Origin of the sequence: Myroides sp. WP-1, from assembly GCF_014145635.1 — a bacterium.
Classification (GTDB): domain Bacteria; phylum Bacteroidota; class Bacteroidia; order Flavobacteriales; family Flavobacteriaceae; genus Flavobacterium.
On sequence record NZ_JACHTC010000001.1, the window covers coordinates 378,103 to 399,706 of the forward strand.

14 protein-coding genes are annotated in these 21,604 nt (G+C 35.9%); 2 read left to right on the top strand and 12 right to left on the bottom strand.

Features of this window, described 5'->3' with window-relative positions; translation table 11 throughout:
• Positions 1-63 precede the first annotated feature (63 nt).
• The 3 genes from H4K33_RS01690 to aroB all read right to left on the bottom strand — a co-directional run bounded on the left by H4K33_RS01690 (position 64) and on the right by aroB (position 3,834).
• On the bottom strand, positions 64-1,038 hold the full coding sequence (locus tag H4K33_RS01690; RefSeq protein WP_182646765.1) for a deoxyhypusine synthase family protein: 975 nt from the start codon (positions 1,036-1,038) through the stop codon (positions 64-66).
• Positions 1,039-1,063: 25 nt separating this feature from the next.
• Positions 1,064-2,467 (bottom strand): arginine decarboxylase, encoded by a 1,404-nt coding sequence (locus H4K33_RS01695; protein ID WP_182646766.1) that lies wholly within the window; start codon positions 2,465-2,467, stop codon positions 1,064-1,066.
• A 299-nt stretch (positions 2,468-2,766) separates the two neighbouring features.
• The gene (aroB, locus tag H4K33_RS01700) at positions 2,767-3,834 is read right to left on the bottom strand and encodes a 3-dehydroquinate synthase (protein ID WP_182646767.1); all 1,068 of its coding nucleotides are present in this window, start codon (positions 3,832-3,834) and stop codon (positions 2,767-2,769) included.
• Positions 3,835-3,927: 93 nt separating this feature from the next.
• Between aroB and H4K33_RS01705 the strand changes: the two genes are divergently transcribed.
• A complete protein-coding gene (locus tag H4K33_RS01705) occupies positions 3,928-5,100 on the top strand; it encodes a proline dehydrogenase family protein (RefSeq protein ID WP_182646768.1) in 1,173 nt (390 codons plus the stop codon).
• 60 nt (positions 5,101-5,160) lie between these two features.
• On the opposite strand, the gene H4K33_RS01710 is transcribed toward H4K33_RS01705, so the two are convergent.
• Together H4K33_RS01710 and H4K33_RS01715 are read right to left on the bottom strand one after the other, a co-directional pair.
• Positions 5,161-5,775 carry a porin family protein gene (locus H4K33_RS01710; RefSeq protein WP_182646769.1) on the bottom strand — a complete coding sequence of 205 codons (615 nt, stop codon included), beginning with the start codon at positions 5,773-5,775 and terminating at the stop codon, positions 5,161-5,163.
• Positions 5,776-5,944: 169 nt separating this feature from the next.
• Complete coding sequence (locus H4K33_RS01715) at positions 5,945-6,580, bottom strand: outer membrane beta-barrel protein (protein WP_182646770.1); 636 nt, start codon at positions 6,578-6,580, stop codon at positions 5,945-5,947.
• 192 nt (positions 6,581-6,772) lie between these two features.
• On the opposite strand from H4K33_RS01715, the gene H4K33_RS01720 reads away from it, so the two are divergent.
• Positions 6,773-7,297 (top strand): hypothetical protein, encoded by a 525-nt coding sequence (locus H4K33_RS01720; protein WP_255493518.1) that lies wholly within the window; start codon positions 6,773-6,775, stop codon positions 7,295-7,297.
• A 36-nt stretch (positions 7,298-7,333) separates the two neighbouring features.
• Here the strand turns inward: H4K33_RS01720 and H4K33_RS01725 are convergent, their stop codons facing one another.
• From H4K33_RS01725 to H4K33_RS01755, 7 genes are all read right to left on the bottom strand, one after another.
• Positions 7,334-8,203, bottom strand: a complete 870-nt coding sequence (locus H4K33_RS01725) for a helix-turn-helix domain-containing protein (RefSeq protein WP_182646771.1) — start codon at positions 8,201-8,203, stop codon at positions 7,334-7,336.
• A gap of 300 nt (positions 8,204-8,503) precedes the next feature.
• Positions 8,504-10,465 carry an OmpA family protein gene (locus H4K33_RS01730; protein ID WP_182646772.1) on the bottom strand — a complete coding sequence of 654 codons (1,962 nt, stop codon included), beginning with the start codon at positions 10,463-10,465 and terminating at the stop codon, positions 8,504-8,506.
• A gap of 11 nt (positions 10,466-10,476) precedes the next feature.
• Positions 10,477-11,409 carry a type IX secretion system membrane protein PorP/SprF gene (locus H4K33_RS01735; RefSeq protein ID WP_182646773.1) on the bottom strand — a complete coding sequence of 311 codons (933 nt, stop codon included), beginning with the start codon at positions 11,407-11,409 and terminating at the stop codon, positions 10,477-10,479.
• Positions 11,410-11,420: 11 nt separating this feature from the next.
• Positions 11,421-12,743 (bottom strand): gliding motility-associated C-terminal domain-containing protein, encoded by a 1,323-nt coding sequence (locus H4K33_RS01740; protein WP_182646774.1) that lies wholly within the window; start codon positions 12,741-12,743, stop codon positions 11,421-11,423.
• A 66-nt stretch (positions 12,744-12,809) separates the two neighbouring features.
• On the bottom strand, positions 12,810-13,358 hold the full coding sequence (locus tag H4K33_RS01745) for a hypothetical protein (protein ID WP_182646775.1): 549 nt from the start codon (positions 13,356-13,358) through the stop codon (positions 12,810-12,812).
• A 66-nt stretch (positions 13,359-13,424) separates the two neighbouring features.
• Positions 13,425-17,963 carry a hypothetical protein gene (locus H4K33_RS01750; protein ID WP_182646776.1) on the bottom strand — a complete coding sequence of 1,513 codons (4,539 nt, stop codon included), beginning with the start codon at positions 17,961-17,963 and terminating at the stop codon, positions 13,425-13,427.
• Positions 17,964-18,028: 65 nt separating this feature from the next.
• Positions 18,029-21,604 (bottom strand): hypothetical protein (locus H4K33_RS01755; RefSeq protein WP_370576646.1); only part of this gene is annotated, 3,576 nt, incomplete at its 5' end.

Sequence of the window (21,604 nt, forward strand, 5' to 3'; positions counted from 1 at the left end):
TAATAGCTAAATCCTAATTAACAAATAAAATGCCAATTATTTTATCGAGATTTTTTCTATTCATTACTGACCTAAAATGTATGCAAACACTAATGGAGCCACAATTGTTGCATCTGATTCAATTACGTATTTCGGTGTATCTACATCTAATTTACCCCATGTGATCTTCTCGTTTGGCACTGCACCAGAGTAAGATCCATACGATGTAGTAGAATCAGAAATCTGACAGAAGTACGCCCAGAAAGGAACATCTTCCCACTCTAAGTCTTGATACATCATTGGCACAACACAGATAGGGAAATCTCCAGAGATACCTCCTGCAATTTGGAAGAATCCAACACCTTTTCCGCCTGAATTAGCACGGTACCACTCTGTTAAGTAGATCATGTACTCAATTCCTGATTTTACAGTATGTACGTTTAATTTTCCTTTGATTACGTTCGAAGTAAAGATATTACCACAAGTTGAATCTTCCCATCCTGGAACTACGATTGGCAAGTTTTTCTCAGCAGCAGCAACAATCCAAGAATCTTTAGGATCGATTTCATAGTATTGCTCCAATACACCTGAATTTACAACTTGATATAAGAATTCGTGTGGAAAATAACGTTCTCCTTTCGCTTCAGCAGCATGCCATACATCTTCTAAGTGTTTTTGTAAACGACGGAATGCTTCTTCTTCAGGAATACATGTATCTGTTACACGGTTATAGTGATTGTCTAACAATTCTCTTTCTTGCTCAGGCGTTAAATCTCTGTAGTTTGGCACGCGTTTGTAGTGCGAGTGAGCTACTAAGTTCATAACATCCTCTTCTAGGTTAGCCCCTGTACAAGAAATAAAGTGAACTTTATCTTGACGGATCATTTCAGCTAATGAAATACCTAATTCAGCAGTACTCATTGCACCTCCCATAGAGATTAACATTTTCCCACCTTCTGCTAAATGCAATTCGTATCCTTTTGCAGCATCTACTAATGCAGCTGCATTAAAGTGTCTATATTGATGCTCAATAAACTGACTAATTGGTCCTTTACTCATTTTATTAATCTTTTAATTTTATTGTTTATTTATTTCTGTTGTAACCTAATATTTCTAAAACTTCATCTGCTGTTTGTTGTTCAGAGAACAATTCAGATGCGATAATTCCGTTTTCATCCTTGTCAATTAGAATGTGTTTCGGCTGTGGAATCAAACAGTGGTGAATTCCGCCAAACCCTCCAATTGTATCTTGATAAGCTCCTGTATTAAAGAAACCAATATACAACGGTTTTTCTTTATTGTATTTTGGCAAATAAATCGCGTTCAAGTTTTGTTCTGAGTTGTAGTAGTCATCACTATCACACGTTAATCCACCCAACAAAATACGCTCGTAAGCATCATTCCAACGATTAATAGGCAACATAATAAATCTTTTGTTAATAGCCCAAGAATCAGGTAAAGTTGTAATGAAAGAAGAGTCAATCATATTCCATTTCTCTCTGTCATTTTGTTGTTTTTGGTATAGAATTTCGTAAATAGCTCCTCCACTCTCTCCAACGGTATAAGAACCGAACTCTGTAAAGATATTAGGTACATCCACCTCTGCTTCATCACAAACAATTTTAATTTGGTTGATGATTTCGTCTACCATGTATTGATAGTCAAATTCAAAAGCCAAAGAATCTTTGATTGGGAATCCACCGCCAATATTCAAACTATCAAGCGTTGGACATTCTTTTTTCAAGGTGATATACACTTTCAAACATTTCACCAACTCATTCCAGTAGTATGCCGTATCACGAATACCTGTATTAATGAAGAAGTGTAACATTTTTAATTCTACTTTTGGATTTTCTGCAATCTGCTTTCTGTAGAAAGGCAAAATACTCTTGTATCCAATCCCTAAACGAGAGGTATAAAATTCAAATTTTGGAGACTCCTCTGAAGCGATTCGAATACCAATTTTAAATTTCTTTTCAATCTGATCTTGCAATAATTCCAACTCTTCGTAATTATCGATAATTGGAATCGTTTTCTCGTGCTTATTATTGATCAGATTTGCAATATTATCAATGTATTGAGAACGCTTGAATCCGTTGCAAATAACAAATGTATCTTTGTTTATTTTTCCTGTTTCCAATAATTTCTCAACAATATTAACGTCAAATGCAGAAGATGTTTCTACGTGAATATCGTTTTTAAAAGCTTCATTTAACACATAAGAAAAGTGCGAGCTTTTTGTACAATAGCAGTAGTAGTAATTTCCTTTGTACTTGTTTTTCTCCATTGCTTTTCTGAACATCCCTTTTGCTTTAGCAATGTTGTCAGAAATTTTTGGAAGATAAGTAAATTTTAGTGGAGATCCGTATTTTTCAACCAATCCCATTAAATCAATATTGTGAAATTGAAGATTGTCTTTGTTTAATTTAAACTCCTCTTGAGGGAAATAAAAAGTTTGATTGATTAAATCAACGTATTTTGTGTTCATTTGAAAAGTCAATTTTAAAAGTTATTAATTATTTTAATCTAAACGGTAATGAAACCGCTTTTCAAACTCTAATATTGGCAAATACTATGGGTAGCTTATGTCGAAAACGAAAAGAATTCAACGCTTCCTTAAAATATTTAATCATTGTATATACAAAATTAGCCTTTTGTTTTCTGACAAAACGCTTGATGTTTCTCCGAGATGAGACACATAATCTAATATATAAAACATCTATTTTCACGAGGGCAAATGTAACAAAATATTAAATCCAAATCTTAAAAAGACATTTAAAAAAATCACTATTTTAAATAATCTTCAAATCCTTTAAGGATCAAATCCTTACTCACTTCCTGATCATAAAAAGCCGCTCCAATATTTGACAATAAAACCATTCGAATCTCGCCTGCTCTATTTTTTTTATCAAACTTCAACCACGTCAGGATTTCTTCTACATCCGCTTCGGAAAATATTTCCTTTCCATAAATATATTGAATTGATTCTTTGATTTCTTGATAAACTACCGAATTTAACCCTAAAATAACAGTTGATATATACGCTTCGATGATCATTCCAATTGCAATGGCTTCTCCGTGTAACATACGTTCTTTTATTGGATTTAACAAATAATAGCTTTCAATTGCATGTCCTATAGTATGTCCAAAGTTGAGTATTTTGCGCACTCCTGCTTCTTTTGGATCATCTTGTACTATTTGATTTTTAATTACAACAGAGTGGTAAATCAGCGTTTCAATGTCACCAAAATCAACTTGTGCGATATCTTTAAGGTGATTAAAATAGCTAAGATCGTAGATCAGTCCGTGTTTAAGCATTTCCGCATACCCTGATTTCAATTCTCGGGGATCTAACGTTTCAAGGTATACCGCATCAATAATCACCATTTTAGGCATTGTAAAAGAGCCTATGCAATTCTTTGCTCCTTGCAAGTCAATTCCTGTTTTCCCTCCTACTGAAGCATCCACCATCGCTAATAAGGTAGTAGGCACAACGAAACAATCAATTCCGCGCATATAAACAGAGGCTACGAATCCACCAAGATCAGACACTACACCACCTCCAACGGTAATCACGGCACTATGTCTATCCAATCCAAGATCAAGCATTGCTTCCCAAACTCCCTCACAGGTCGCTAGGTTTTTTGCCGGCTCTCCTGGTTCAATTTCGACAATTTCGAAAGGAATTGTTGTTGGTAAATGAGCCAAAAAGTGAGGTAAACACAGCTCATTACAAGTTGAATCGGTAAGAATCAGCAGTTTACTATATTGCTTTTCATTCAAATACGCTCCTAAAACCGCATAATTCTCAACGCCAAAATAAATGGGATAATCTGGTGTTTCTACTTTTATCATTTACTTTCTATTTATACACAAAGTAAAGGAGAAAAAATTGAATTAAAAGTAAAAGAGTAACTATATTTGCCTAACATTTATTATTACCAAATAATGAAAAACTTATTTAACAATACAGAAGTAGCATTCGCACTTAAGAATAATAAAGAGTTGAAGAGAGCTCATTTTTTATTCAAAATGATTAGCAAACCCGTTCTTGTAAAAATGGGATCATCATTAGCTAATTTTGCCATTAAAACCCATTTACCAGTTACAGGCTTAATCCGTTCGACGGTTTTCGACCATTTTTGTGGAGGAATTAACGAGGAGGACTGTTTAAGTGTAGTTGATAAGATGTATAATCAAGGTAGAGTTGCATCGGTGTTGGACTATTCTGTAGAGGGAAAAGAGACCGAGGAGCAATTTGACGCGGCATTAAACATGACAATCAAAACGATTGAATTGGCGAAAGGACGACCGGATGCGATTCCGTTTGCTGTTTTCAAACCAACTGGATTTGGACGTTTTGATATGTTTGTCAAAAAAGGAGAAGGAAAACCTTTTACAGCTGAAGAAGAAAAAGAATGGGAACGCATTGTTTATCGCTTCAACATGGCTTGTAAATTTGCTTATGATCACGATGTACTATTGTTGATTGACGCAGAACACAGCTGGATGCAAGATGCAGCAGATGCTATTGTACTAGAGATGATGCGCAAGTACAACAAGGAAAAAGCATTGATCTACAATACGGCACAAATGTATCGTTGGGATCGTTTACAATTCTTAAAAGATTTACACGTAATTGCTAAAGCAGAAGGATTTCACATTGGAATGAAAGTAGTTCGCGGAGCTTACATGGAAATTGAAAGAGAACGCGCGGCAGAAAAAGGATATCAATCACCGATTTGTGTTGACAAAAAAGCAACAGACATCAACTATGATGCGGGTGTTACTTTTATGCTAGAAAACATGGATTGTATGGCATTATTCGCTGGTACACACAACGAAAATAGTTCGAAATTGGTTATTGAATTAATGGAGAAACACCAAATTGCACATCACGACAAACGACTATTCTTTGGTCAGTTATATGGAATGAGTGACAATATTAGCTTTAACTTAGCCAAAGCAGATTACAATGTAGCAAAATACTTGCCATTTGGTCCTGTTCGCGATGTTATTCCATACTTAATTCGACGTGCTCAAGAGAACACTTCAGTTAAAGGTCAAACGAATCGCGAGTTGGATTTAATTGAAACTGAAATGAAAAGACGCAAACTTTAATTGCGCTATTTATAATAAAAAAAAGGGAACGTGAACGTTCCCTTTTTTTTATTCCTATTTTTAAAACTTATATCCCGCTCCAAGATTAAAGGCAAAGTTTTTATTTGACTCCGTATTCTTTAGCACATTTACTGCTCCAAAATAAACGCGTGTATCTAAAAACACACCAGAAGGAAAATCATAGCCTATACCTGTAGTAAAACCAAAATCTACTTTATTTACAACACTGCCTATATCACCTGTCTGACCATCTACTTTACCTTCCGTTTTTACTGCAAACGCAAATTGAGGACCAGCTTTAATATTGAATCCCTCAACTACGTATACTTTCAACATAAAAGGTATAGCTAAATAATTCATTGTTATTTTTCCAGAACTAGTTGTAAACGGAAATACTGGCTCTATATCACCTCCCATTGTTGTATAGAAAAACTCTCCTTGCAATGAAATTTGGTCAGCCACAAAATACTCTCCCATTATACCAATATGCATTCCGCTTTTTCCAACAACATCCACCGCATTTGTGATTGTAGTTCGGTTATATCCTGCTTTAAAACCAAAATACGATTGATTTTTAGAAGTTGATTTTTCTTCTTTAATCACTCCTGCTTCTTGTCCCATAACAGCTGTTAAAGACATAAATAAAGCACAAAGTGTAAGTGTAATTTTTTTCATGGTGTATACATTAATTTACCAGCAAAAATAGATTATTTTTATCTACTTTTTAAATTTCACTTTAATTAACAATAAAAAAATAAAACTTTAACTATAAGAAAAACAAAATATTATCATAATAAAAACAAAATTTAAAAATCACATACAATCTTTTATTTTGTTTGCATTTTTAAAATTTAAAACCTAATCCAAAACTCACATTATAGTTGTATTGTTCTCTTAGTTCTAATTCTTCGTTGTGAATGCTAACTAATCCAAAGTACCCTCGCAGATCGAAGTAAAAATTTGGTGATAGTTGAAATCCACCACCTAAAAGTAGACCAAAGTCATAAGGACTTGAATCTCCCCAACGCGAAGTTTTTATTCCATTTACTTCGTCTGTTGCTGCCACAAGTAAAGCTCCTTGCATTCCACCTTGAAGGTATAACTTATCGAGGTAGACTTTACCGATATAGGATAAAGCAAGATAGTTCATACTAATGCGGTCATTCTGTCTTGGATTAAAAAGTGTCCCATGATCTTTCAATCGAACACCTCTTTGAGTATAAATCAAATCAAGTTGATATGACACTTTCTCTTCCAAAAAACGTTCAAATGTAACTCCTGTATAAAAACCTCCTTTTTGTCTTGCGCTATTTTCTTTGCTGATTCTGGTGTGATTATATCCTCCTACAAATCCGAAATAAGATCTTTTTTTATTTATTTCCTCTACTTCATCATCAAAATCTTGGTATTCTCTACTCTCTTGAGCATAACAAAATGACGTGAATACCCCTGTGAAAATCAGGAAGATAAGCTTTCTCATCTGTACTTTTATTTGAATTTTTAACTCTTTTAAACAGCCAAAGTTATCTCTTATTTGCTAATTTATCCTTTTTTTATCATAAAAAAACGAAATTTTTATTAGACATCCACCTTTAAAAGACAAGTAAAATAAAGCAGGGAAGCTATGATTTGCCTTTCAATTAAATTACCTTTGCTTTTTAATTAAGTCATAATGATGAGAGAATTCCCCTCTATTTTGTTGTCTACTGATGCAATAGCTAGTGCTACTGCTTTATCGGTTGTGCATTCTAATATTTCTGTAGTTAATTACTTGCGCCATGCTGAAGTAGGTGATGATGAATTACACCCGGATGCTTTTGCCAGTTATTGTGTGGATTACTACTATAATACAGTGCAAAATGAGGGACTTGCTTCTTTCATCCACAAGACACAATGGGATTTAGATTTAATTGAAATTATTCAGGCTGGGTTATCAGCTATGGAAGCTGCTGAACATTTGGCTTACTTTGAGAAACAAATGCGTCAAATGAAGCTTTTTAGCAAGATTAAGCTTGGAAAGTTCTTGCAACAACCTTTAGACAAAGGACAGGAAACCGCTAAACTATTAGAGGACAAAAATTTCCCAACAGAGGACTTAACTGAACTAAATGCTGCCTGGCTTAAGCAACATCCAGATACACAAGTTGTTTCTATTGAAGAAATGCAAGAAATTATTACTGATTTTTTAGGCGCGTAATATTGTATAAGCGAACAAGTCAATTATCCTACTTTTTTACAAATTACGTCTATACTCATCTGGAGTAACGTGCAAGTATTTTTTAAAGAAACGCGTAAAGTATGAGCTATCTTTAAAGTTTAAGCGAAAAGCAATCTCGCTTGCAGATAAATTAGTAGTGATCAGCAAGCGTTTACTCTCTAGAAGAATTCGATCTCGAATCAAGTCGCCAGCCGACTTTCCTCTCATTTTACGGCAAATGCTGTTTAAGTAATTTGGCGTAACTAATAAGTATTTTGCATATTCTTTCGGAAACTTATATTCATAGAAATGGTTTTCGATTAACTGTTCAAATTGATCTATTAAGATGTTAGAATTGACACTTTCATTCTTTACTTCGTTTTTACGATCAATTTTTCTCTTACAGATTAATAATATCTCAAGTAAGTAAATACGAATCAAATTAATATCTCTATTTATTTCAATTTTTAATTCATGTACTATATTCTGAATGGCATGATCAATTCGATAGCCAGAACTATTGTGCTCTTGGATATTATGAGCTGTAAATCGATTAAAGAACGACAAATCTTGAATGAATTGATGGTTGGCAATAAACTTGGTTAGAAAGGCGGAAGTAAAATTAATGACATAACCTTTAACGTTTCGATTAAAACTCCAGCGATGTTCTTGAAAATTGCGAACAAAGCAGATATCTCCTTTTTTCACTTCGAATGCTTCTAAGTCGGCATAATAAACTCCCTCACCTTCTGTAATGTAAATCACTTTCAAAAAGTCTTGCTTACTCAACGCTTCTGTGTAAGAATTTCCCAACTGAAGCAGTTGATCAATTTCCATAAGCATAAAATCGTGTTTGTTTCCGTAATTGTCAAACAACGCATAATTATCAAATGTGTTATTTTTCATTTTATAGCAATTTTTTACATAAATTTAATAAAAATATTTTAAATAAAAGCTAATAAAATGTTTTTTAAATTTATTTTTAAGATAAATAAATATTTTAAACCTATTTTTAAAAATTGTATATACGCCACTTTTTTTGACTTTTTATAGTGCAATTCAATAGAAACACGTAGCTATCGTTGCTTCATCGCATTTCTATAAAAAAATAATTCAGCTGTTCTAAGGGGAGAACAGCTGAATCTCTTTCTTCTTAAAATAGATTTTAAAAAGATTTTTGTCACGACTATAGGTTAGTTGTATTTGCTACATCTCCACAATAATAAACTCACTTCGTCTATTAACTTGGTGTTCTGTTTCTGAACAACGAATACCATTACTACAGTGATTGAGTAATTGTGTTTCACCATAACCTTGTCCTGTTAATCGACTACGTTCAATTCCCTGTTCATTCATCCATTTGATCGTTGCTTGAACACGACGGTCGGATAAACTTAAGTTATATTGGTCATTTCCTCTACTATCTGTATGCGAGCGAACATCAATTTTCATTGTTGGATAGGCACGCATTACTTCTACAATTTTCATTAGTTCAATGGCAGCATCTCTTCGAATAATAGCCTGATCAAAATCAAAATAAATCGGTTGCAGTTGTAGTCGCTTGAATAGATCGTCATTAACTTGCAATGGTTTTTCTGTGCGTTCTAATCCTATATCGACTTTTTTAGCACCTGTTTCTTCTTTTATTGTAAAGGCAATTTCTACAGTGTTGTATGTTGGTTTTTCTGCCTTAATACGATACTTCACACCGCATTCTAAATCTACAATGCGATATTCTCCTTTGTTATTCGTTCGAATTGTGTCGCTGTGCTGATATAATGCATCAGAGATTACAATACTCGCATCAGCCAAAATTTCGTTGGTATCTAAATCGTATACTTTTCCTTCAAATGTTTGTTTGCATTGGGTCGGTGCGAATAAGTAGATATTATCAGTGCCTTTATCACTTGCTCGATTTGAACTGATAAATCCTTTTTTCTCTTCGATATCATAGAAGAATGCAAAATCATCCATACTACTATTAATAGGTTCTCCCATATTGATTACGGGACCAAAGCTTCCATTGGGAAACAGTTGAGAAACAAAAACATCCATTCCTCCTAACCCAGGATGTCCGTCAGAAGCAAAATATAATTTGTTGTCAGTGGAGATAAAGGGAAAGCTTTCTCTACCTTCTGTATTGATTGTTTTTCCTAAATTCTCTACTACTCCATACCCGCCATTGTTAAACAAGGCTACACGATATAGATCAGATTGGCCAATGGTTCCCTTTCGATCAGAGGCAAAATACAGCCATTTTTCATCCGGTGTTAAAGCAGGATGGGCAGTATTGAAATTATCCGAATTGATCGGCAATTCCTCTACTTGTCCCCACGACCCATCCGCTTGTTTAACAGCCTTATATATTTTTAGCGAAGAGTTGTGTGCTTTATTTTGTTTGCTTTTTCCACTAGGTTTACTATTGTTTCTAGTAAAGAACATGCTTTTACCATCTTTTGTAAAAACGGCCGTAGCATCATTGACATAGACATCATCACCTAAAGGAAAACGCTCTGGTGCAGCGAGTCCATTTTTATCAATAACAGAAGTATACAAACGCGTATAACTTTCATTGGTCCACGAGTGAATTTTATTTTTATTTTGTTGCGGAGTCTCCCTAGCGGAAGTAAACACAAGCTTACTTCCCAGTATCGTTGCTCCATAATCTGAATAGTCGCTATTGATATTAAGCAATCGAATATCATAGCGATTGGAAAGATTTTCAATCGCAGACAGATAAGTTCTGTCTTTATTGTATTCCATTACTCTTCCATCTTCTTTTTCAAGAAGTGCAAATTGATTCATCAATTCTTGCGATTTCTCATAATTTTGAACTGCTCTAAGTGTTTGACTGTATCGATAGTAGTATTCAGAGGGCAATTGCGCCAAATTTTTGTTGTCATACTTTCCTTCGAAAAGTTCTGTATACCATTTATTTGCTTCGACTAGTTTGCCATTGAAGTAATAAGCATCAGCAAGATTTTGCAACACCGAACTATTGACATAGCCATTTTCGGCCATACGCTCATAAATTTCAATAGCATTGATGTATGCAGTTTGATCAAAACTTTTATCGGCTTGTTTCTCTTTTCTAATTTGGCCATATCCTAGATTAACCACACCTAGAATTAGTGTGAGTACACCTATTTTTATCATTTGTTTCACCATAATGCTGATTTTTAGAAGAACCTCGGCGCAGCAACGCGTTTGAAGCTATTAAACAAACTAAAGCGCAGAAAGATTTCATGTGAGCCTGAATTGTAACGGGCTAACTTACTTGTTTCTGCATCATAACTATATCCTACAAAAATATTTTCCGATACCTGGAAGCCTGCCAATGCACTGACTGAAGCATCCCAACGATAAGCTGCCCCTAAGGTGAACTTGTCGAGGAAAATGAAGTTGGCACTAACATCTACTTGCAAAGGAGAACCTTGCTCCATTTTAATCATTGTAGCAGGTTTAAATTTCAGGTTTGGATTCAAGTCAAATACATAACCACCTGTTAAATACAAGTGCATTTTTTGACGAAGTGTTTGAACGTCATTATCATCATAACGCGTTCTTGTTAATAGATTAGGCGCTGACAATCCGACATAGGCTTTATCTGAATACAAAAACAATCCAGCGCCTATATTAGGTGTAAACTCATTTTTTATATCATCGGCTGACACAGGATCCGTTGGATTGTAAATATTTAATTTACTGTAATTGACATCCAGTAGATTGGCAGATCCTTTTAATCCAAAGGCCAATTTGTAGCGATAGTTTAAGTCAATGGCATAGGATAAATCTACTGATAACGTATTGTCATCCATCACCCCTAAATGGTCATTGGTGAAATTTACACCTAAACCGAGTCCTGATTCACCTAATGGAGTATTGACCGAGAGCGTTGCTGTTTTAGGTGCTCCTTCTAATCCCACCCATTGTGTGCGATATAATCCAAAGATATGTACTCCTTCTCTACTCCCAGCGTAAGCAGGATTTATATTAGAATGGTTATACATGTACTGGGTATATTGTGGATCTTGTTGACCATAAGTTTGCGTGATGCCCAACAAACCTAAGCTCACAAGCCATACATTTCGTGTTGATTTTTTTAGTCTCATTTGCTTCTGATTTAATTGGTCTCTAAATGTAAATTAGCTGCTTTTTTGATCATGCGACTTCCATTAGCATCTTTATACTCATAGGTCAGGATGTAATAGTATGTACCACTAGGCAACTTTTTCTTGCGATCTACTGTAATTTTTCCTTCTGAATATCCTCTAAATACATTTGTACTTCCATCACCTAAAGCATCGTAATTGGTTGTTTCAAACACTTTTACTCCCCAACGGTTGTATATTTCAACGCGATTATTAGGGTATTTCGCTATATTGTCAATAATGAAATAATCATTTTTACCATCACCATCAGGTGTCACTAAGTTATAGATCACAACATCGCCATCGAGAATCAAATCTTCTTTTACAGTTCCCAAAGTGAAGTAGCCAAAGTCTTTTATTTTTGTAGGTGTTGTTACTGTACGAGTAGACATGTCTACTACACCTCCTTCATCAACCCAAAGCTGTTGTTTTTCATCCCAACGAATAATGTGAAGATCACTTTCGGGATTAGTCATCATGGCAGATAACGTTGTGCGTTCATCCCATGTTAAACTCAAAATAACAGTTTCGTCTTGCTTTAAATTTCCTTCTAGTTTCCAATATTCATTGGTATTTACTTCTTTTACTACTCCGGTCTTGTTTTCACGTTCGGCAAAAAAAGGTGTATCTTTTAGTTTATACTCAGCAACTATGGCATCAAGAATATCTTGTGGAGCTCCAATACTTGCTGCTCTAAAATAAGTTTCATCTCCAATTGGGTATTCAAAGTATTCTTTTCCTATTTTTTCAACTTTACCCTCAGCATGAGAGCGATCACTAGTGTTGAAGGCTTGAGCGCCCTGCTGGAACGTCAACATTCCGTATGATGATTTGTGAATAGGATTAATAGATTCATCTATTTTTAGAATTCCCTCATCAAAGTTAAGAGTCCCGTAAACATCCATATTATTTTTCAAATCAAAAGCAACAACTGGAGTTTTACTACTTAGTTCAAGATCAAAAAATTCAGTAATAGCGTTTCCACTTATTACTTGTATTCCTTCATCCTGATTATGTCGACGAAAAACAACCGTACTGCTCTTCGCATTTTTTCCTTGTTTACTAAAGCTAAATTGCCCATCGTTATTAAAGTTTTGGAAAAAAAGGACTGTACCATCATTGACTACCTTCCCATTTTCGGTATTGGAAAAATCAAAATGTGTTGCAATCGTTTCATTAGGGGCGACAAACATGACTCCTGTATTGACAACGATATTTTGTTCACCATTCTGGGCGTGCACGACACAGCCCAAAAAACTGACAGCTAGACTTATACTATATGTTATCTTTTTCATTGTATGATTTTTTACCTATATTTTTAACGTAATTTACGCTATTTTTTTTTATAATTTTTTCAAAAATTAATTAACTTTCCAAAAAGACCATTCATTTCCATTAAAAATACATAGCATTTTTGACACCGTATCGAAAACCATAGTACCCGCCTGTGGGCTCAAAAGATTTAAATGAGGACTTTCCATTCTAGGTAAAACCATAGCTTTTGTGGTAGTTTCAAGCACTAAAACACCTTTTGCTGCTGATGTTCGACTTCCAATTACTGTTGGTGTTATCGCTGTATTTTCAGCATAGGCTTGTTGTATACTCAGGTCAACCTGTCCTTCGTGAATAGATAAGTCCACCCAACCAGGATTTGTTCCCTCTTTATAGTATTTGACTTTTTTATCTTTTGAATCAAAAATTAGTGTACCTCCAACGGGAGAGTCTACCTGATTTTCTTCAAGGATCCAGGGTAAGATAATTCCTCTTTTGTCACCTTCTTTAAAATCGAGGATCACGGTTTCGTTCTCTACCGTTTTTTTACCTACAGCTGTTTGTCCTAAAGCTGTTCCCATTCCCAAGATCAAGCAACATCCCAATCCTAATATGCTTTTATATTTTATATTAACCATAGCAATTTCATTTTAAGGTAGTGAAAAAAAGACAAGTTAATACTGCCTTTCTTCCACTTTGATTAACTATTCATCCACACAACCTTGGTCTAAACAGCCCCAAGTTATACCGTTAAACATTTTAAGACAGTGCATTGTTGTATCGTAAACCAACATTCCTGCTACTGGCGATAACTGCATGATTTGCGTTGTGGTTAAACGCGAAATCACCAATCCTTTTGTTTTAGACTCTAACACAATAAAAGCATTGCCTCTTGTTGGAATCCAGCTTTTATCAGGTCTATTCAATGTTGTTATAGCCAAGTAACCTGCTGAGTCTAGGATATCTCCATTATCACCTATCACAGGATCATAGTAACAAACTACACAGTAATCCATTTCCAATGAACCATAGGTATTTGAGGTAATTGCATTCAGACAGGCGTCATCCGATTCGTTGATTAAATCAAAATCGATAAACAACGGTGTTTCAATTTGTCCTTGTGAAGGATCCAATGGATCAACATCGACCATAACGAGATTGGCTTCTGTTGGCGCTTTTATCTTAAACGAAATTGTATGTTCTCCTGGTGGTAAAATAAAATCTTCAATCAAGATACTTCCTGCTTCAGCGGTATCCACTAAAACAGATCCTCCTAAGCTTATCGTCGAAGAGGTTAATGAATTATTGACATAACTAAACTCTTCATTGTAGTCCAATTCAAACAACATATCCTCTACGTTGAAGGCATTTGAATTTTTTACTTTTATGAATACAGTTACCACATCATTTTCGCTATAACATCCTTTATCTGCAGTTGTGCTCACCACTTCAATTGGTAAAGGCCTTACTGAAGGATCACCCGTTGCGATTGTTCTGGTTGGTTCACACCCAACTAATAGGCGATCACAACTTAGTAATTCTATGGTTCTTGGCGTTCCTGTTAATGGCTGATAGCTTAGTTTTCCACGATTTTCATAGGTGCCTGGTTGGGCATCTCGATCAAAAATAGCTCTAGCTCTAAACGTCAGCGTTGATGTTCCTGGTACGATTAAATTTTGGATATCCAAAGTACGTCCATGTTCATAGTTGTTTATTGTTGCCTGAGCAACAGCTTCTTCCTCAACAGCTAAAGATTCACCTACCCATTGCATTCCTACAGGTAATACATCAGAGAAATTCACTTGATAAGGCGCACAGTTTGTATTGCTGATACGGAAGGTATATACAGCTTCTTCACACAATAACATTTCTGGTGGTCCTTGTTTGGTAAAAATTAATCCTTCCTCATTTGGTGTTGGTGTTGGCGGTAAGCAATAGAATTCCATAGGACCTATTCCAATTCGCATTGTTCCAGAACCGTTTCTACCTGTGAATTTATGTACAACGTAAATTTTCTCTACCGGCACATCAAATTCTACATACATTCTCCCTTTAGGTGAGGCATAACTAGAAGAGGTATATCCTTTGGCTTTATTACCCGCAATTTTATACGAACTCTTCTTCGCCGTATAGCTAAGATTTGGCATAACGACACCATTACCACAAACACCGTACACTTCTACATCAGAAAAACGCCCTCCATAACGATCAATTTCAAAAATCTCAAAAGAGGTTGCTGCCGCACGTAAAGAAGCACCTTGTTTAAGGGTTACTTCTGTCACCATAGCATTGTCTCCCACTCCTCTACGTCTGTATTCACGAAGTGATTTCAGTGAAGATGGACGTGGATAGCGACTTCTCAAAGTTGCTGGTGATTCAATTGTTACTTTTACATCAGCTGTAAATCCATCTCCTAAATTATATGTATTAGAAGTTGCTCCTTTTGCCCAATTGTTTTTTGTAAATTCTAGTTTTTTTACTCCTTCAAAATCACAAGATTCACAGATTCCAGGTAGTGCTTTGGCTGCAAAAGTGAAATACATTTTTTGATCTTTCGGAAATTTGTAATTGACTTGATGTCCTTCATATAGGAAGTCCATCGGAACTACGCGATCCCATTGATTATTGGTCAATTTCGTTGGGGAATCCGCTACAAGTAAAAACACTTGCCAATTCGATCCATTGTATGGAAAATCATTTGTTGCTGCACGGACTAAAATACTTTGGTCAAAATTTGTATTTTCAACCATCCATATTCTACCACTCAGACGAGAATCCATTTCTCCACAAATTTGTTGATTTCCTGCAAAGGAATAACGCGTCAAAGCACCAGCATTATGTCCCCAAACAAGTGCTGATTTATCGTGAATGATATTTCCAAGTACTGGATCTAACCCAATTTTTGTACCTACACCCATGTGAACAATAGCGCCTAAATCGGTCGATTTTGCTTGATGGTTATATAAATCTGCATTGTCATCTCGAACTACTCCCGCCACATTGTGGTGAAAATTTCGATTTGCTGTAGCATTTCCATTCCATACTGACGTATTATCTGATAAGAGGTAATTGAAATTAGGACTTCCTGCTGTACCTAGTTTAATGGTAATTGCATATTTCAACCCTAGATAAGAGTTAATTCGCTCTTTTTCATTCGCTGTAAGTATGCCTTCATAAAGAATTACTTCAGGCATTACTCCTTGTAAATAGTAGGAACTAGAAGAACTTCCCAACCCTAACATCCCAGGACCATTCATCAATACGTTGTTGTATTTATGGGTAACAAATTCAGAGTGGCCACCATCAAATTCAAAGGTTACTCCTGTACCAACTTTCCAATGGTACCCTGCAATTGTTGTTGCTCCGGTATTAAATAAGCGACTCGGACTATTACTCAATCCTGTCGATCCAATACGTCCTAATCCGTCAATATTATTGGAACTTCCTCGATATACTCCAAATGCAGGTCGTCGGGCATTGGTTCCTGGAGATTGTTGACCAAAACCAATAAAATAAGATCTTGAAGTAGCAAAATTGTGATTGACTACTGCATAAAAGGCTACATCATCTGGTATTGCCTTAGACATAGCGGCTTTGTCTGTTATTAAATAATCTTTTTCACCTCTAAATAAAGGTGTTGGGTGATAATTAGTTCTTTCGTCTTGTTCTACATACTGAGGCGCCGAATTGTTAGATACTTTCTTGCGGTAGGTTGTTCCAATTCCTGAATAATCGGTCCAGTTCATGATTTCTCCACTACTCACCGTCAAAGTTTGTCTTTGAGAAGCATTTAGCCACATTCTCAATCCGTTAGTTACCCCACCTGGCGCTACAAATTCAGATGTAAAACCAATATAGTCTCCATCGTTAATTACAACATCTTTGATTTCTCCGTCAATGCTTTTGTAAATACGCGTTTGACTTGGCGTAAAATCAGGGGTATTACTCACTAGTAACCAGGTACCAATTCCTATCCTCGCATTAACAGTAAAAGAAGTTTGTCCTGTTGTTTTTGCTCGTAATTTGTAGTTGAACAAAGTAGTCAACTTCTCTTGTTTAACAACACCCGTAACGGGATCTGTATGGGTTTGCAACGTATAGTTCACGAAACTTGTTCCTGTATCATGGCTATAAGATTGCGTTCCTGTTAACCCATTCGCTCCGAGAATTAATGCGTGTTTATCTGTTAAAGCAGACTGGTTCTCTTTGTTCGTTTCTTTAAATTCCCCAAGTGAAATGGAAAGAGCAGGATCATCTGCACTCATGGCTTGCTTTTGAAGCAATCCACTGGCATCATCTCTTGCTATACCAAATATATCTTTGTTGTAAAGGGTATAACCTTGTTGAATTCCACTGTAAATTAATGTTCCATCAGATAAGATGTAGTTTGGCGTAGACGGATCTAAACTCACTCCGTATTTAATAGCGAAATGTGTATTGATTTTTCTTAACTCATCTGCACTTAAACTAACACCTGTTGTTCCAGCAGGACGAGATAAAACCACAACTTCCATCACTTCTCCGTAATAGTAATACGTGTTAGAAGATCCAGGGTCTGTACCTCCAATAATACTTTTAGTTGCTGTGGATGCCATAGCACGAGCTGCCATAGTTGTTGTACTGGCTAATCCATTTAAGTATTGACTTTGTGTGAGTGCTGAAGATCCAGTTTTATTTGGCATTACAGCAATTCCAATTCCATAGGCTTTACCTAAATGGCTATGGGTATATGAACCTCCTCTTGTTTCATGCCACAATTTTTGGGCATCATTTCCAGTACCTGCAATCCATCCATAGTTGTCTCCACTTGATGCACTATTGACCGTAAATACGGGAGCATATTTTAAAGACCCAGAGAATGAATCATTTTCCAAACGAGAAATCCATATCACATAATAAGATCGGTTGGGATCTACTTGATATGTACTGATAGATTCTAGCTTTCTCCTTCTACTATCCGTCTCAGCTGTTTCTTCATCATTGTAAAACTCTACTGCCGCGTGATAGTTCATGGCAGATTTAATATATCTCGGTGTAAATCCTGTTGAATTATAAAAGTGCCTAGCATTGATAGATTTATCCATCCAATTTGAAATACTAGCCCCGTCATTCACTTGGTTGTTCAGTAATACTTCATCCGCAGATAACCAATACTCAATGGTTACTCCTTGAACTCCTCCAGGCGTTTGTCCTTTAACCAACATAGAACTGAGAAGAATCAGTAGTATATATAGTTTTTTCATATAGCTGTTACATTTAATTCTTCCTGAAAATTGCTTTTCAGGAAGAAGTTAATTACTCTAGTTGATTATTTCTTTTCCATTAGTTTTTCTATAAGCTCTAAACGTTTTGCAACAGCTTCTTGTTCTTGTTTCAATTGATCAATTTGATTTTGTTGTTCAATCGTATGCAAGAATAATTCTTCTACTTTTTCTAATAATTCAACAGATAAATTGGTTAAGTCAAATCCATAACCTTTGTCATTTTTAGCCAAATCTCCAATTGGAGTTACACCTGGTAAGTGATGATTTTCTTTGACAAAGTTGGCAATGTCCTTCAAGCTATTAAACTCATAGGTCAATTTGATATCTGAACTTCCAGTAAAGTATTTTTCAAATACATAATCCGCATATACTGCATTGGTTGTGAAATACTTTCCTGTTGTTACTACGTCTCCAGCAACATATAATTTTGCTGTTGGTTCTGTACTAGGAATTTCATTCGCCCCGATCGCTATCGTACCCATTTGGAAAATATTTTGGGTATTCAATGTTGCGATCGTTGTTGACCCTTGAACCAACCAAGGAGATGTAGATAGTACAGAAGGGTTAGCCCATCCTGGTACATTATTTCCATCTGTCACTAACACTTGGTTAGCAGCAGGTGAGGCAGCTAAATCTTCAGGAAGAATCGTTCCATTTTTAATATGAGTTGTTGTGATTCCTCCATCTGCTACTTTAATTGTTGATTCTTTCAACAAAGCAGCTGTTCCGTCAGTAACCGTGATTGAAGCATCTGATCCTAGGTTTTTCCCATCCGTAACTTTAGTTGCATCTACATCTGGCGTACCTGGCACCCATGATGTGCCATCAAATACAAGGGCTTGCCCATTGGTAACTGTTGCAGCTGATACAGGGTTTCCTTGAATTTTAGCTAAATGGGTTGTGCCAATTGGACCTGTAACATCACCTGCTAAATCTGCCGTAACACCAATATTAAGCTCCTCTAATGTGCCGTCTGTTTTAATGTAAAAGTATTTTTGTGAGGTTGAATTGTAAACCATATTACCATACTTTCCATCCAATTGACTAATCATCTCAGTAATAAACTTTTGATTACTAGCAATCTCTTCTACATTCAAGGCAACGGTATTACCCTCAGAATCCGTAATCGTCAACTGATCGTTCACCAAAGTGAAGCTTTCGTTGGTTGTATTAAAGTCTGTCCAATCGATCTCTTCTTTGGTTCCGTCTGTTTTAATGTGGTAGAATTTCTTATCTGTTACATTATAGAAAACGTTTCCGTATTTACCAGCTAACTTATTAACGATGTTGTTGATCAACGTTTCGTTTTCTGTCAACTTGGTGATGAACTTCGTATTGCTCGCGATTTCTTCTACGTTTAAAGCAACGGTATTACCCTCAGAATCTGTAATCGTCAACTGATCGTTCACCAAAGTGAAGCTTTCGTTGGTTGTATTGAAATCTGTCCAATCGATCTCTTCTTTGGTTCCGTCAGTTTTAATGTGGTAGAATTTCTTATCTGTTACATTATAGAAAACGTTTCCGTATTTACCAGCTAACTTGTTGACGATGTTGTTAATCAACGTTTCGTTTTCTGTCAACTTAGTGATGAACTTCGTATTGCTCGCGATTTCTTCTACGTTCAAGGCAACGGTGTTACCATCAGAATCTGTGATCGTCAACTGATCGTTCACTAAAGTGAAGCTTTCGTTGGTTGTATTAAAGTCTGTCCAATCGATCTCTTCTTGAGTGCCGTCAGTTTTGATGTGGTAGAATTTCTTCTCTGTTACATTGTAAACAACGTTACCGTATTTACCCGTTAATTTATTAACGATGTTGTTGATCAAGTTTTCGTTTTCAGTCAACTTGGTGATGAACTTCGTATTGCTCGCGATTTCTTCTACGTTCAAGGCAACGGTATTACCTTCAGAATCCGTAATCGTCAACTGATCGTTCACTAAAGTGAAGCTTTCGTTGGTTGTATTGAAATCTGTCCAATCGATCTCTTCTTGAGTGCCGTCTGTTTTAATGTGGTAGAATTTCTTCTCTGTTACATTATAAACGACGTTACCGTATTTACCCGTTAATTTATTAACGATGTTGTTGATCAAGTTTTCGTTTTCAGTCAACTTGGTGATGAACTTCGTATTGCTCGCGATTTCTTCTACGTTTAAGGCAACGGTGTTACCATCAGAATCCGTGATGGTCAACTGATCGTTCACTAAAGTGAAACTTTCGTTGGTTGTATTAAAGTCTGTCCAATCGATCTCTTCTTGAGTGCCGTCAGTTTTAATGTGGTAGAATTTCTTCTCTGTTACATTGTAAACTACGTTTCCGTATTTACCAGCTAACTTGTTAACGATGTTGTTAATCAACGTTTCGTTTTCTGTCAACTTAGTGATGAACTTCGTATTGCTCGCGATTTCTTCTACGTTTAAGGCAACGGTGTTTCCATCAGAATCCGTGATGGTCAACTGATCGTTCACTAAAGTGAAGCTTTCGTTGGTTGTATTGAAATCTGTCCAATCGATCTCTTCTTGAGTTCCGTCTGTTTTGATGTGGTAGAATTTCTTCTCTGTCACATTATAAACGACGTTACCATATTTACCAGCTAACTTATTAACGATGTTGTTAATCAACGTTTCGTTTTCTGTTAACTTGGTGATGAACTTCGTATTGCTCGCGATTTCTTCTACGTTTAAAGCAACGGTATTACCATCAGAATCCGTGATCGTCAACTGATCATTCACCAAAGTGAAGCTTTCGTTGGTTGTATTAAAGTCTGTCCAATCAATTTCTTCTTGAGTGCCGTCTGTTTTGATGTGGTAGAATTTCTTCTCTGTTACATTGTAAACTACGTTTCCGTATTTACCAGCTAACTTGTTGACGATGTTGTTAATCAACGTTTCGTTTTCTGTCAACTTGGTGATGAACTTCGTATTGCTCGCGATTTCTTCTACGTTTAAAGCAACGGTATTACCATCAGAATCCGTGATGGTCAATTGATCATTCACCAAAGTGAAGCTTTCGTTGGTTGTATTGAAATCTGTCCAATCGATCTCTTCTTGAGTTCCGTCTGTTTTGATGTGGTAGAATTTCTTCTCTGTTACATTGTAAACTACGTTTCCGTATTTACCAGCTAACTTGTTGACGATGTTGTTAATCAACGTTTCGTTTTCTGTCAACTTGGTGATGAACTTCGTATTGCTCGCGATTTCTTCTACGTTTAAAGCAACGGTATTACCATCAGAATCCGTGATGGTCAATTGATCGTTCACCAAAGTGAAGCTTTCGTTGGTTGTATTGAAATCAGCCCAATCGATAAGCTCTTGAGTACCGTCTTCTTTGATGTGATAGAATTTCTTCTCTGTTACATTGTAAACTACGTTTCCGTATTTGCCTTTTAACTTATTGACGATATTAGTGATCAACGACATATTATTTGTCAATTCAGTCACAAACTTCGTGTTATTAGCTATTTCAGTTACATCTAATTCAACCGTGTTTCCATCTGAATCGGTAATTGTCAACATATCGTTCACTAAAGTGAAGCTTTCGTTGGTTGTATTGAAATCAGCCCAATCGATAAGCTCTTGAGTACCGTCTTCTTTGATGTGGTAGAATTTCTTCTCTGTTACATT